Annotated in this window: 12 protein-coding genes; 5 read left to right on the forward strand and 7 right to left on the reverse strand. The window is 74.9% G+C overall.

The features are described 5' to 3' along the window. Window positions 1-422: 422 nt before the first annotated feature. The 4 genes from IF37_RS0107580 to IF37_RS0107595 all read right to left on the reverse strand — a co-directional run bounded on the left by IF37_RS0107580 (window position 423) and on the right by IF37_RS0107595 (window position 3,846). Window positions 423-1,142, reverse strand: a complete 720-nt coding sequence (locus tag IF37_RS0107580) for an SDR family oxidoreductase (protein ID WP_030738164.1) — start codon at window positions 1,140-1,142, stop codon at window positions 423-425. Between the two features lie 177 nt (window positions 1,143-1,319). Further along, window positions 1,320-1,871, reverse strand: a complete 552-nt coding sequence (locus tag IF37_RS0107585; protein ID WP_253915678.1) for a 2'-5' RNA ligase family protein — start codon at window positions 1,869-1,871, stop codon at window positions 1,320-1,322. A gap of 104 nt (window positions 1,872-1,975) precedes the next feature. Further along, window positions 1,976-3,127, reverse strand: coding sequence for a glutathione-independent formaldehyde dehydrogenase (locus IF37_RS0107590; protein ID WP_030738170.1), 1,152 nt, complete (start codon window positions 3,125-3,127; stop codon window positions 1,976-1,978). Window positions 3,128-3,369: 242 nt separating this feature from the next. Then, window positions 3,370-3,846, reverse strand: a complete 477-nt coding sequence (locus IF37_RS0107595; RefSeq protein WP_030738173.1) for a helix-turn-helix domain-containing protein — start codon at window positions 3,844-3,846, stop codon at window positions 3,370-3,372. 100 nt (window positions 3,847-3,946) lie between these two features. Between IF37_RS0107595 and IF37_RS0107600 the strand changes: the two genes are divergently transcribed. Together IF37_RS0107600 and IF37_RS0107605 are read left to right on the forward strand one after the other, a co-directional pair. Next, on the forward strand, window positions 3,947-5,263 hold the full coding sequence (locus IF37_RS0107600) for an MFS transporter (protein ID WP_079165605.1): 1,317 nt from the start codon (window positions 3,947-3,949) through the stop codon (window positions 5,261-5,263). 123 nt (window positions 5,264-5,386) lie between these two features. Beyond that, window positions 5,387-5,938, forward strand: a complete 552-nt coding sequence (locus IF37_RS0107605) for a phosphatase PAP2 family protein (protein WP_037855963.1) — start codon at window positions 5,387-5,389, stop codon at window positions 5,936-5,938. Between the two features lie 778 nt (window positions 5,939-6,716). Here the strand turns inward: IF37_RS0107605 and IF37_RS0107610 are convergent. Together IF37_RS0107610 and IF37_RS0107615 are read right to left on the reverse strand one after the other, a co-directional pair. Next, the gene (locus tag IF37_RS0107610; protein WP_030738188.1) at window positions 6,717-7,148 is read right to left on the reverse strand and encodes a response regulator; all 432 of its coding nucleotides are present in this window, start codon (window positions 7,146-7,148) and stop codon (window positions 6,717-6,719) included. 3 nt (window positions 7,149-7,151) lie between these two features. After that, window positions 7,152-7,514, reverse strand: coding sequence for a hypothetical protein (locus IF37_RS0107615; protein WP_253915679.1), 363 nt, complete (start codon window positions 7,512-7,514; stop codon window positions 7,152-7,154). Window positions 7,515-7,632: 118 nt separating this feature from the next. Here IF37_RS0107615 and IF37_RS0107620 point away from each other — a divergent pair, with 118 nt between their 5' ends. Next, window positions 7,633-9,228 (forward strand): ATP-binding protein, encoded by a 1,596-nt coding sequence (locus IF37_RS0107620; RefSeq protein WP_030738194.1) that lies wholly within the window; start codon window positions 7,633-7,635, stop codon window positions 9,226-9,228. Beyond that, window positions 9,225-10,412, forward strand: a complete 1,188-nt coding sequence (locus IF37_RS0107625) for a PP2C family protein-serine/threonine phosphatase (RefSeq protein ID WP_030738197.1) — start codon at window positions 9,225-9,227, stop codon at window positions 10,410-10,412. Before IF37_RS0107620 ends, IF37_RS0107625 begins: the two co-directional genes overlap by 4 nt. Window positions 10,413-10,428: 16 nt before the next feature. Here IF37_RS0107625 and IF37_RS0107630 read toward each other — a convergent pair whose 3' ends face one another. After that, the gene (locus IF37_RS0107630; protein WP_030738201.1) at window positions 10,429-11,850 is read right to left on the reverse strand and encodes a hypothetical protein; all 1,422 of its coding nucleotides are present in this window, start codon (window positions 11,848-11,850) and stop codon (window positions 10,429-10,431) included. 257 nt (window positions 11,851-12,107) lie between these two features. Here IF37_RS0107630 and IF37_RS0107635 point away from each other — a divergent pair, with 257 nt between their 5' ends. Then, entirely contained in the window at window positions 12,108-12,665 is a 558-nt protein-coding gene (locus IF37_RS0107635) for a DoxX family membrane protein (RefSeq protein WP_052845037.1), read from the forward strand. The last annotated feature ends 350 nt before the right edge of the window (window positions 12,666-13,015 follow it).

A 13,015-nucleotide genomic window follows, 5' to 3' on the forward strand; every position in this document is an offset into this window, starting at 1 on the left:
GCCCCGCTCCCGGGGCGCGGCAAGCGGTTGCCCGGTCACCATCGGCGCGCGCGGGGCGCCTCCGCCGCGCGCGACCGACCCGTGCGGACGCGCCCCGCCGGCCGTGTCCGGGGGACCACTGGGACCCGACGGGCGCCTGGGACCCGGGGGGCGCACCGGAGTGCTCGCCTGTGTTCACCTGTGCTCACGAGTGCTCCCCGGGCACGCGCCGGGAGCGCCCGGGGAGACCCGCTCTCCTGGCCGAAAGCCCACGCGCGGGAGCTCGGCGTTCCGGCAGGCGTGCGGACCGTGACCCACGGGGAGCCGGCGAACGCGCGGCACGTGGTCGGCGCGGAGCCCCTGCCGCCGGGCGTGCCCGGTCCCGGGGCGCCGGGACCGGGCACGCCCGCCTGTCGGCCGCGGCGGGGGTGAGGGCGGGGCGGTCACCAGGGAATGGGGTGGCCGTCGCGGTAGAAGCCGCCGGTGGGTCCGCCGACCGGGAGCGTCGCCGCCCAGACCACGCCGGCGGCGCCGTCCTCGACGGGCCGGCCCCCGGGACCGCCCATGTCGGTGGCGACCCAGCCCGGGCAGACGGCGTTGACGAGGAAGCGGTCGCCGCGCAGCTCGGCCGCGAGCATGAGGGTGAGGGCGTTGAGACCGGCCTTGGTGATGACGTAGGCGGGTGTGCCGCCGCCCATGCTCGCCAGGGACGCCGCTTCGCTGCTGACGTTGACGATTCTCGGGTGCCCGCTCTGCCGCAGCAGGGGGAGGAAGGTCTGGGTGGTGCGCCAGGGGCCGTACAGGTTGGCCTCCGCGGCCTCGGTGACGGTGCAGAGGTCGGCGGTGGTGGCACGCTGCCAGGTGTCGTACATGATCGAGGCGTTGTTGACGAGGACGTCCAGCCGGCCGAAGTCCTCCTCCACCTCGCGCGCGGCGGCGGTGACGCTCCCGGGATCGCGGACGTCCAGTTGGAGCGGATGGACGCGGGTGCCCTCCCGGGCGAGCTGCCGGGCCGCCGCCTCGGCCGGGGCGAGGGAGCGGGAGGTCAGCAGGACGGTGTGGCCGAGGGCGGCGAGCTGGCGGCACACTTCGCGTCCGATGCCCCGGTTGGCCCCGGTGACGAGGGAGATCGGAGGGGTGCGCTCGGCCGTGGAGGGGGCCATCGTGAAGCTCCTGTCGTAAGACCGGTGAGGGTTCGATGCTGGGCGCGCGGACGGGAGTTGTCGAAGCTTTCGTAGGGTGTGGACGCGCCGGGGGCAGGACCTGCCTGTCACGCGGGGGAAATCCGGCGGTACGCGCGCCGCCCGTCGTCCCGGACGGACGTCCCCGCCGGGCGGAGGTCAGCTCGGGTACTCCCGTGGCCGGTGAACCTCGCCCGTGCCCAGGGCGATCGCCATCCGGGGGCGCATGGGGCCGTCGTCGCGCCGGGAGAGGACCACCACCTCCTCGACCGTCGCCGACAGCGCACCGAGCCGCGCGGCGCACTCGGCGGCCAGCGGCCCGGGGTCCCGGGTGCGGCCCAGGGACAGGTGCGGGGTGAAGCGCCCGCCGCGCCCGCGGCAGAGCGGGAACCGCGACTCCAGCTCACGGTGGAGGCGTGCCCAGGGCGCCCCTCCGGCCGCGGCGGGATCGAGCCACACCGTCGCGTAGTGCCGGTGCCGGAAGCAGCGCACGCCGGCCAGGCGCGCCGTGAACGCCGCGCTCCGCGCCGCCCCGGCGCACAGCAGCGGCACGGCGCGCCGGAACTCCTCCTCCGGTACGAACCCGAACAGCAGGTTCACATGCGGCGGCCACCGCCGTACCTGCGGGTCGTGCTCCCAGCGGATCTCCTGGACCGCCGGCCAGAGCTCCGGCGGCGGCAGCCACGCCACCGCCGTCCGGGGCGTCGGCACCACCGCGAGCGCGTCCGCGGATCCGGCCGCGCCGGGAGCAGGGCAGCCGTACACCGCACCGGGTCGTCAGGGTCCGGGCACGCGAGGGTGCCCGGACCGTCGCCTCACGCGGCGAGGGCGTGGCCGGGGTGGAGTACGACCTTGGTGTAGCCCTCGATGCGCTTGTCGAACTTCTCGTACGCCAGCGGGGCCTCCTCCAGCGGCAGTTCGTGGGAGACCACGAAGCTGGGCCTGGCCCGCCTGGCGATGATCAGGTCGCGCAGCTGGCGGTTGTACCGCTTGACGTTGCACTGCCCGGTGCCCACCTTCTGGCCCTTCTCGAACATCCTGCCGATCGAGACCAGGAGTTGGCCGTGCTTGGCGTGCTCGTCCGGGCCGCCCGGGTCGGACGGCACGTACAGGCCCGGTATGCCGAGCCGGCCGGTCGGCCGTACCGTCTCGACCAGTTCGTTGAGGACGATGGCCGGTTCCTCGTGGCTGGTGTCGTGCGACTGGGCCTGGTAGCCGACGGCGTCGACACCCTTGTCGGTGCCCTCCCCGTCGGTGTGCTCCTTGATCTGCGCGGCCGGGTCGCCCTTCGTGAAGTCGATGGGGACCGCCCCGATCTCCTCCGCCTTGGCCAGTCGCTCGGGCACCCGGTCGACCGAGAACACCTTGGCCGCGCCGCGCAGCATCGCCGAGTAGGCGGCCATCAGGCCCACCGGTCCGGCGCCGTAGACGGCCACGGTCTCGCCGGGGGAGACCTGGGCCAGTTCGCAGCCGTGGTACCCGGTCGGGAAGATGTCGGCGAGCAGGACGAAGTCGGTCTCGAACTCCTCTCCCGGTGGCAGTTTCAGACAGTTGAAGTCGGCGAAGGGCACCCGGAGCCGCTCCGCCTGGCCGCCCTTGTAGGGGCCCATGGCCACGTAGCCGTACGCCCCGCCGGCGAATCCGGGATTGACCGTCAGGCAGAATCCCGTCTCCCCCGCGAGGCAGTTCTTGCAGAACCCGCACGCGACGTTGAAGGGCATCACGACACGGTCCCCGACGGACAGGGAGGTGACACCGCTGCCGACCTCCTCGATGACGCCGAGGTTCTCGTGTCCGAAGACGATGCCCGGTTCGGCCGACGTGCGCCCCTCGTACATGTGCAGGTCGGAGCCGCAGATCGCGGACGACGTGACCCGGACGAGCACGTCGTTGGGATGCTGGAGCTGCGGGTCGTCGACGTCCTTCACCGTGACGCTGAAGGGCCTTTCGTAGACAACGGCTTTCACCTCTGTCACCTCCGCGTCGAGCGCTGGAAGACGGCAGCGAGGCAGGCCGCTGCCGGGGCCACACGAAGGCGAGGCCCTCGGACGCTCCGTGGCCTGTGCGCTCGCTTCACCGCCGGTACATCCAGGTAACGCCCGTGGGTCGGGAGGTGCAACCCGCCTCGGCGGTCGACCGGCGGTACGGCCCGGGGGCGGGGCGGCCGTGCGGCGGACCCGGCGCTGCTCGCCGACTGCCGGCGCGCAGGTCAGCCGGTGGCGTCGGGGGTGTCGTCACGGGGGCCGAGCTTTTCCACCACCGTCTCGTCGGGGCCGATCGGCCGTCCGTCGCCGTCACGGACCTCCAGCGGGCTCAGCGGGCGCCCGCCGCGACGGTCCAGCAGCCGCGAGTGCGCCTCCCCGGGGGCGAAGCAGTGCCCCTCGCCCCACTGGCGCAGGGCGACGATGACGGGGAAGAGGGCGCGGCCCTTCTCGGTGAGCACGTACTCCTGGTGCGGGCCGCCGTCGGCGGCGGGCACGCCGCTGATCACGCCGGCCTGCTCCAGCGCGCGCAGCCGGGCGGCGAGGATGTTCTTGGCGATCCCGAGGCTCCGCCGGAACTCGCCGAAGCGGCGGCTGCCGTCGAACGCGTCGCGCACGATCAGCAGCGACCACCAGTCGCCGATGGCGTCGACGGACCGGGCGACGGGGCAGGGGTCGGCATCGAACCGGGTGCGGGCCACCATCGGCTCTCCTCCTTCACGGCACGCTTGGTTGCAACATGCTACCAGTGCGGCCTACAGTCCGGCTGGTAGCAAGTTGCAACCACTTTCGGGAGGGCGCCGTATGCCGGACCACTGCCCCACGGCGAGCGGCCGGACGGCCGCGCACGCCGCGCCGCACACCGCACTCGCGCCGCCCGGGCCGCCGCCCGGGTGGCTGGTCCCGCTCTTCGCCGTCGCGTGCGGAAGCGCGGTGGCCGACGTCTACTTCGCCCAGCCCCTGCTGGTGACCCTCGGCGAGCGGTTCGCGCTGGGCCCCGGCCTGCTCGGCGCGATCGTCGCCGTCACCCAGCTCGGGTACGCGGCCGGTCTGCTCCTGCTCGTCCCGCTCGGAGACCTGGTCGACCGGCGCACCCTGATCCCGTGCCAGCTCGGCCTGCTCGCCGCCGCACTGCTGGCCGTCGGCCTGGCGCCCGGGGCCGGCGCACTGCTCGCCGCCCTCGCGGCGGTCGGCGCCCTCGCCGTCGTCGCCCAGACGATGGTCGCCGCGGCGGCCCACCTCACTGCCCCCGCCCACCGGGGGCGGGTCGTCGGATCGGTCACCAGCGGGGTGATCACCGGCATCCTGCTGGCCCGTACGGTGGCGGGCACCGTGGCCGACCTGGCGGGCTGGCGCGCCGTCTACCTCCTCTCGGCGGGACTGACCGCCACGCTCGCCCTGCTCCTGCGCCGCGTCCTGCCGGCCGGGCGCCCACCGGCGGCCGGCCTGCCGTACCGGCGTCTGCCCGCGTCGACCGTCGGCCTGTTCGTCCGCACCCCCCTGCTCCTGGTCCGCGGCGGGCTGGCCTTCCTGGTCTTCGCGGCCTTCAGCACGCTCTGGAGCAGCGTCGTCCAGCCGCTCAGCGCCCCGCCGTGGTCGCTGACACACACCGCGATCGGCGCGTTCGGACTCGCCGGCGCGGCCGGGGCCCTGGCCGCGGGCGCCGCCGGCCGCTGGAACGACCGCGGCCTCGCGCAGCGGACCACCGGCACCGCCCTGGTACTCCTCGCGGTGTCGTGGCTCCCGCTGGCGTTCACCCGCCAGTCGCTCTGGGCGCTGGCGGTCGGCGCGGTCCTGCTGGACTTCGCCGTCCAGGCCGTGCACGTCACCAACCAGACCCTCGTCCACGCGGTGCGCCCGGACGCGGGGAGCAGGATCATCGGCGGCTACATGGTCTTCTACTCGGCCGGCAGCGCCCTCGGCGCCACCGGCTCCTCGGTGGCGTACGCGGCGGCGGGATGGACGGCGGTCGCCGCCCTCGGAGCGGCGTTCAGCTGCGCCGCCCTGCTGCTGTGGGCGGCGACCCGGCGCCTGCACGACCGGACGGCACCCCCGCCGCCCGCGACGGCGGACCCGCCCGCGACGGCGGACCCCGCGCCGCCCGCCGCGACGGACGCCTGAGCCGCGCCGCCCGCGGCGGCGGGCGACGCGTGGCGGGGCGGGCGGTCGGGCCGGCAGGGGTGCGTCGGCGCCCTGTGCGGACCGACGGGAATGGCGCGGCCGGGTCGGGGACACCTGCTGTTCATGAGCGTGATCGCGGTGATACGTGAGACCGATCGGCGGCTGACCCAGCGGATGGCCGCCCGGACCGGGCCGGTCGCCCACCGGGCGCTGTCGGCGGTGGAGGAGTGCGCGGAGGGCACCAAGCTGTGGTGCGGCGCGGCCGTGGCGATGGCGTTGTCCGGGGGCCGGCGCGGGCGGCGTGCCGCCGTGTCGGGGCTGGCGGCGCTGGCCCTGGCGCAACTGGTCTCCAACGGGCTGTGCAAGCGGTTGACCGGCCGGCCCCGGCCGCCCGTGGACTGGATCCCGCACGACGAGGTCCACGACCGCCCCGAGTCCTCGTCGTTCCCCTCCGGGCACACCGCGGCCGCCGCGGCGTTCACCGCGGCCGTCCTCCCGGCCTGGCCGCTCGCGGGCGCCCTGTGCGCGCTGGTGGCCCCCGTGGTGGCGGCCGAGCGCGTCCAGAGCGGGGCCCACTACCCGACCGATGTCGTCGCGGGCGCTCTGCTGGGCGTGGCCAGCGCCTGGGCCGTCCGGCGCGCCCCCGGCCGCGCCCCGCGGCGGCTGCGGGCCTGACCGGGATCTCGTCCCGATCACGCCGGGCTCGCGGGGTCCGCTCCCGACGGGAGGCGCCGGACCCCGCCGGCCCCGCGCACGCTCGCGGCCGGGCCCCGCAAGCGCCTCGGCCGGCCGGGAAGGCCGCGTCGCATGCCGAGGCGGAGCGGTAGGGACGACCGCGTCACCGATGCTCGTCCGGTGCCGGCGGGTCCGGTGGGCAGAGGAGCCCGAGCAGGGGGGAGAGCACCCGTCGATGAACGCGGAGCCAGCCGGTGGGAACGCCACCGGCCGCACCGGCGAGGTACCCGGGATGACCGTCGCCCTGGACGGGGACGGGGCCTGCACGGCGCGGGCCCGTCCTCGCGCGGCGTCCTTCCTCGCCCGGACGGCGAGCGAGCGCGGGCCCGCGATCACGGAACGTGTGGTGGGCTCCTCCCGGCTCGTCGTCGGCGAGCCGGTCACCAACGCCGGGAAGTGCGCCCCCGGTCCTGTCCGCATGGTCGTGCGCGTCACGGAATCCGCGGTCGAGACCGAGGTCCGGGGCAGCGCCCCCCGCCCTGCCCGCCCCGGAGCCGGCCGGCCCTCGGCGCGTCGTCCGGCACGGTCTGGAGATCGTGAGGGCCGTCGCCCGGGACTTCGCCGTACGCGGGGACGCGGGCGGCAAGCGGGTCATCGCGCGCATCCCGCTGACCGGGACCAGGACGCCGCCTGACGCGCACCGTCCCCCTCGGCACCGGTACGCCGAGTCCCGCCCCGGTCGGGGGACCGCCAGGGGCGGGGCGTCGGGCGCGGGTCGTCAGTCCTTCGGGGGCTTCACGGCGATGTCGAGGTAGAAGGCGTCGATGCTGCGGACCGCCGCCTCGAACTGCTCCAGGTTCACCGGCTTGGTGACATAGGCGTTGGCGTGGTGCCGATAGGCGCCCGTGACGTCGTCCGGGGCGGCGGACGTCGTCAGCACGACGACCGGGATGGTGCGGAGGTCGGCGTCCTCCTTCACCACGGCGAGGAACTCCCGCCCGTTCATCCGTGGCATGTTGAGGTCGAGCACGATGAGATCGGGGCGCTCGTTCGCCGGGTCGCGCAGGTACTCCAGCGCCGCGATGCCGTCGGAGACCTGGGTGAGGTTGCGGGTACCGCGCTCGGCGAGAGCGTCCTGGATGAGCATGGCGTCGGCGACGTCGTCTTCGACCAGCAGGACGTCGTAGGGGCGGGTTGCGGCGGCAGCCATGGGTCACGAGCTCCGGGATGTGGGTTGGGAGGCCGGGGAGTGGGCGTTGTTGGTGATCAGTCCGGGCCAGCGGCGTCGGGCCCCTTGACGGCTCATGCTCACGGCCTGGCCGATCTCCGGGTAGCCCGCTCCGCCCGCGGCCGCGGCGTGGGCCGCCTGGTCCTCCAGGTCCCTGACGGCCTGCTTGACGTCGGCCAGGACGCTCAGGCGTACCAGCGCCCGGCGCCGTGCCGCGCCGGCCGGGTCGGCAGGGGCGGGCGAGTGGACGTCGTCCCGGACGAAGCGCCGGACGAGTTCGTCCACCACCTGGCTCACGAGCGCGGCCGTCTCCCCGGACGGATGCGGAGTGGATGCTGGACCAGGCATGCCCTCACCCTACGGCGTTCCTCTCAGGGGGGACAACATGCGTTGTCCGGCCGTGGGTACAGTGTGCTTGCCGTATGACAAGTATGGCATCGATCGCCGAGGAGACGGACAGACCACCATGAAGACCGAGCCTCCCGATTCCGAGGGTGCGTTCAGCGGCTGGACGACCCGGCGCTGGCTGCGGGCCGGGGTCGCCGCGACCCTGGTCGTCCTGGCGGTGCTGGGATCGCTGGGCGGCTGGGCGATGTGGCGTACCTCTCAGATCACGGACGAGCTGGTGAGCCGGCGCTCGCCCGCCCTCATCGACGCGATGCGGGTGGAGGAGGCACTGGTCAACCAGGAGACCGGGGTCCGGGGTTACGGGCTGTCCGGCCGCGCGGACTTCCTCCAGCCGTACGCGCGGGGCGTGACCGACGAGAAGGCCGCCCTCCGCCATCTGCGCCCCCTGGTCGAGGACGACCCGCGGGCCCGCGCCGACCTGGACCGGGTGGAGAAGCTGGCGGCCACCTGGCAGCAGCGCATCGCCCGGCCCGTGTCGGCCGCCTCCGCCGGGGACGCCGTACGCCTGGCCGCCGACCGGGCCACGGAGGGCAAGGCCACGTTCGACTCGCTGCGGCGGGCGATGGAGCGCCAGCAGGACCGTCTCCAGAGCGAGCGGGCGCGGGCCACCCACGAGCTGGGACGGGCACAGTCCCTGCGGAACTGGGTGTTCGCGGTGATCGCCCTCGTCATCGTCCTGGTGGCGGTGCTCGTCTTCGAGGGGCTGCGCCGCGGCGTCACCGGCCCGCTCGGCAGACTGGGCGCGGCCGCCCGGGACGTCGCCCAGGGCCGTTTCGACCGCTCCCTGGCCGTTGACGGCCCCGCCGACCTGCGCCGGCTGGCCTCCGACGTGGAGGCGATGCGCCGCCGGCTGGTGCGGGAGCTTCAGTTCAGCGAGGAGTCCCGCGGGCTGCTGGACGAGCAGGCGGAGGACCTCCGGCGGTCCAACGCGGAACTGGAGCAGTTCGCCTACGTCGCCTCCCACGACCTCCAGGAACCGCTGCGCAAGATCTCCAGCTTCACCCAGCTCCTGCAACGCCGCTACGGCGGTCAACTGGACGCGAAGGCCGACCAGTACATCGCCTTCGCCGTCGACGGCGCCAACCGCATGCAGGTCCTCATCAACGACCTGCTGACCTTCTCCCGGGTCGGCCGGGTGCACAACGACCACCGGAGCGTGGACCTGGAACAGGTGCTGCGCGGCACCCTCGACGACTTGAGCGTGTCCGTCGAGGACTCCGCCGCCGAGATCACCCACGACCCGCTGCCCACCGTCGTCGGGGACGCCACCCAACTGGGCATGCTCTGGCAGAACCTGCTGTCCAACGCGATCAAGTTCCGCAGCCCCGACCGGACGCCGCGCATCCACGTCACCGCCGTCCGGGACGGCGACCGCTGGGACTTCGCGGTCGCCGACAACGGCATCGGCATCGCGCCGGAGTTCCAGGAGAAGGTGTTCGTCCTCTTCCAGCGGCTGCACACCAAGGACGCCTACCCCGGCACCGGCATCGGTCTGGCGATGTGCAAGAAGGTCGTGGAGTTCCACGGCGGCAGGATCGGCATCGATCCCGACTACACGGAGGGCACCCGTGTCCTCTTCACCCTTCCCGCCACCGCCACCGGGAGCGGGACCGGGAGCGGAACGGAGTCCGCGGAGAGGGAGACCCAGCCGTGACCGAGCAAGCCGCGAGCGGCCTGGAGCGGTTCCGCATCCTGCTGGTGGAGGACGACGACGGGGACGCCCTCCTGGTGGAGGAACTCCTCTTCGACACCGACCTGCCGCACGTCCTGGTGCGCTGCCGCAGCGCCGCCGAGGCACGCCGGGCACTCGCGGCGGACCCCGTCGACTGCGTCCTGCTGGACCTGCACCTGCCCGACGCCTCCGGAGTGCGGACGGTCCAGGCGATCCAGCCGGACACGCATGCCGCCATCATCGTCCTGACCGGACTGGACGAACCCCGCGCCGGAGTCGACGCCCTCGCCGCGGGCGCCCAGGACTACCTGGTCAAGGGCAAGGTCGAACCCGACCTGATGCAGCGCGCCGTCCGCTACGCCGTCCAGCGCAAGCAGGCCGAACGCGCCAACGCCGCCCTCGCGATGGGCCGGCTGCGCGCCGAGGAGAACGCGCGCCTGGAACGCGGCCTCCTGCCCGAGCCCATCCTGACCTCCTCGGCCGTCACCGCCTCCAGCCGCTACTACCCCGGACGGGCACAGGCCCTGCTGGGCGGTGACTTCCTCGACGTCGTCCAGACCGAGGACGGACAGATCCACGCCGTCATCGGAGACGTCAGCGGCCATGGCCCCGACGCCGCCGCGCTCGGCGTCTGCCTGCGCATCGCCTGGCGGTCCCTGACCCTCGGCGGCCACCGCGATCAGCACCTCCTGCACCTGCTGGAACAGATCCACATCGCCGAACGGGCTGTCAGCGACCTGTTCACGACCTGCACCCTCATCACCCTGGACCCGGCCGCGGCCACCCTCACCCTGCACCTGGCCGGCCACCACGAACCCCTTCTCCTCACCCCCGAGGGCACCCGTCAGGTCGCCGCCCCGCACGGTATCGCCCTCGGTATCGCCCCCGGCCTCGGCAAGTGGCCCGCCACCACCCTGGCCCTGCCGCCCCGGGGCGCCCTCGTCGCCTACACCGACGGTCTCATCGAGGGGTTTGCGGACCCCTCCGGCGCCCGCCTCGGCGTGGACGGCCTGCTGCGGATCATCGACAGCGTCCGCGCACCCGATCCCGGCACCCACCTCGACCAGCTGATCGCCCGCACCCGCACCCTCAACGCCGACCGGCACACCGACGACCTGGCCATCCTGCGCCTCGACTGGAACACCGGCACCCCCGGCGGCGAATGACGGCCCGAGGCGGCCGTCAGCCGCCTCCCGCCGGCCGGCCGGCCCCCGGATCCCCGAGCAGCAGCACGGTGTTGGAGACGGCTCCCGCCGCGGTGTTCACGGGCCCGGTGGCGCGGCCCGGCCCGGGGCCCGGGTGGCGGACCAGGGCGCCCGCGCCCCGCCCGTCCAGCACGAACGGGGAGAGGACGAAGGGAACCCGGGCCACCCTCCGGGCACCGTCGGGGGCGCGGAAGCGCATCCGGGTGCGGTCGGGGACGAGCCGGTGCTGGAGGACGAGCGTGGTCTCGCGCGAGCACCGCGCCAGCAGGCCGAGCCACTCCCGCGGAGCCACCTCGTGACCCGCGAGGAAGCCGGCGCCCCCATGGCCGTACGACGGTTTGACGACGAGTCCGGTCCGTTCCCGCGCCGCCCGGGCCAGCAGGCGCCGGCGCCGCTCGGCGGACTGACCGGGACCCAGCCACGCCGTCCACGGCACGTGCCGCAGGATCAGCTCGCGGTCCGCCGGCTCGTAGAGGTCAAGGTCCTCGTGCATCCACGCCAGCACCTGTTTGGCGCTGAGCAGACACGACGCCTCCGGGACGAACAGCCGGACGGTGCCGGCCAGGACCGCGTCGCGCAGTACGGCGACGGAGCGCCTGTCCGCGGGCACGGAACCGGTGAACTGGTTGAAGACCACGTCGACGCGGTCGCCGCCCACCCACAGCCCGCCGGTGCCGCCGCGCACCTCGGACAGATCCGCGACGCACACGTCGAGCCCCGCCGCCCCGGCGGCCTCCGCGGCCGGCTCCAGATAGCGGCGCAGCGCGCGGACGCCGCCCAGCTTCGCCGCGATGCCCGAGTCCGCCCGCCAGGTCGCGACGAGCGTCCGGCCGCGCCCGCCGCCGGCCGCCGGCACCGCCGCGGCCAGGGCCGCCGCCCGGGCTCGCAGCGTGGACGGCGGCTCGAGCAGGGTGCCGTCCGGCCATCCGCGCGCGAACACCGAGCCCCGTCTCTCCAGCCCCGGGACCCCGTAGATGTTGGGGCCGACGTTCAGTTCGACGAACCAGGGCGTGCCGCCGACGACCAGCGCGTCGGGACGGGCCATGCGCAGCAGGCCGGCGTCGGACAGCCGCTGCGCGGGGTCCAGCAGCGGCAGGTCGCGGTGGTCGCGCAGCGCCCGGTACAGCTCGCCGGCGGTCCCGGCCCGGCGCTCGCAGGCGAGCAGGGCGCACCGCAGGACACCCGCCGCCAGCGCGGCGAACCGGTGGTAGTCCCGTTCCGCGAAGACCAGCGGGCGCATCGCCTCCCAGTGGCCCGGCGACGCGTCGAGGACCCACCAGCCGGCCTCGGCGCCGCGCCGCAGCAGCTCCGAGCGGGAGGCGCGGGGCAGCCGGTGCCACAGGTCGTGCAGGGTCACGTCCGTGCCGTATCCCACGCCTGCGTCCGTGCCGTATCCCACGCCTGCCTCCCTCGGGCACCGGTCGGAGGGGCCGGTGCGCGGCGGTGGCCGAACGGCCCCGGTGTCCATCCTGCGGGCCGCCCGCGCGGTGCGCCCGGCCGGCCGCCCGATGTGCGGCGGCGCCGCGGTTGCGGAAGGATCGGTACGGGCGGGACGCACCCCCGCGGACGAAGCGCGGGCCTCTCCCCGCCGACCGGTGAGCCGATGCCTGTCATGGCCGGCACTCGCACCCGTTTCGGCGTCCGTACCGGAGCATGCTGATGACGAACCGCAACACGGACCGGCCTTCGGCCGCCACGCGACCGGCGCCGGGGCACACCCCGGCCCACGGGCTGACCGCCGGCGACTGGGGGCTCCTCCTTCTCAGGCTGACCTTCGGACTGTTGATGGCCGGGCACGGCGCCCAGAAGCTGTTCGGCTGGTTCGGGGGGACGGGGCTGACGGCCGTCGCCAAGGCGTTCGGCGACCTCGGCTTCCACCCGGCGAGGCTGTTCGCGCTGATCGGCGGCCTCTCCGAACTCCTCGGCGGCCTCGGCCTGGCCGTGGGACTGCTCACCCCGCTGGCGGCCGCCGCGCTGGTCGGCGTGATGATCAACGCGATGGTGACCGTCACCGCGGCCCACGGCCTGTGGGACACGGACGGCGGCGTCGAGTACAACGTGGGCATCGCCGTCGTGGCCATCGCCGTGGCCGCGATCGGTCCGGGCCGGCTGTCCCTCGACCGGTTCTTCCCGTGGGGCAGGGGCGGCTGGCCGGCCGCCTGCGTCGCCCTCGGGCTCGGCGGGATCGGCGCCGGGATCACACTGAGCTGGTGAAGGACACCGCGAGCGGCCCCCGCCGCGGCCCGCGGGCCCGCGGGCCGCGGCGGGGGCCGCGCCGGTACGACCCCACCCGAGGACCCCCGCACGCGACACCGCCACGGTCCGCCAGCGGTGGTGAGCCGCGCCGCCCGGGTCCACGATGGAGGAAGCGGCGGATGGGAAATCCGCAAGATGATCACAGCGCCGGACCGGTCGCCCCGAGGCGCGGTCCCGCCTCTCTCGCACGGTTCGCCGCGACCGGGCTCGCGGCACCCGCCCCGGGTGCCCGGGACCGGCTCCCGCGGACCGGTTCGCGGTCACGGCCGTCGTTCGGCCCCTGACAGGGGACCACGCGCCGACGGGCC

Source organism: Streptomyces sp. NRRL S-31, assembly GCF_000718775.1.
Classification (GTDB): domain Bacteria; phylum Actinomycetota; class Actinomycetes; order Streptomycetales; family Streptomycetaceae; genus Streptomyces.

Excerpts from the sequence above, each read along its gene's own strand:
- IF37_RS0107580 (WP_030738164.1), bottom strand. The coding sequence starts at position 1,142 with ATGGCCCCCTCCACGGCCGAGCGCACCCCTCCGATCTCCCTCGTCACC.
- IF37_RS0107595 (WP_030738173.1), bottom strand. The coding sequence starts at position 3,846 with ATGGTGGCCCGCACCCGGTTCGATGCCGACCCCTGCCCCGTCGCCCGG.
- IF37_RS0107615 (WP_253915679.1), bottom strand. The coding sequence starts at position 7,514 with ATGCCTGGTCCAGCATCCACTCCGCATCCGTCCGGGGAGACGGCCGCG.
- IF37_RS0107605 (WP_037855963.1), top strand. The coding sequence starts at position 5,387 with ATGAGCGTGATCGCGGTGATACGTGAGACCGATCGGCGGCTGACCCAG.
- IF37_RS0107620 (WP_030738194.1), top strand. The coding sequence starts at position 7,633 with ATGAAGACCGAGCCTCCCGATTCCGAGGGTGCGTTCAGCGGCTGGACG.
- IF37_RS0107600 (WP_079165605.1), top strand. The coding sequence starts at position 3,947 with ATGCCGGACCACTGCCCCACGGCGAGCGGCCGGACGGCCGCGCACGCC.
- IF37_RS0107610 (WP_030738188.1), bottom strand. The coding sequence starts at position 7,148 with ATGGCTGCCGCCGCAACCCGCCCCTACGACGTCCTGCTGGTCGAAGAC.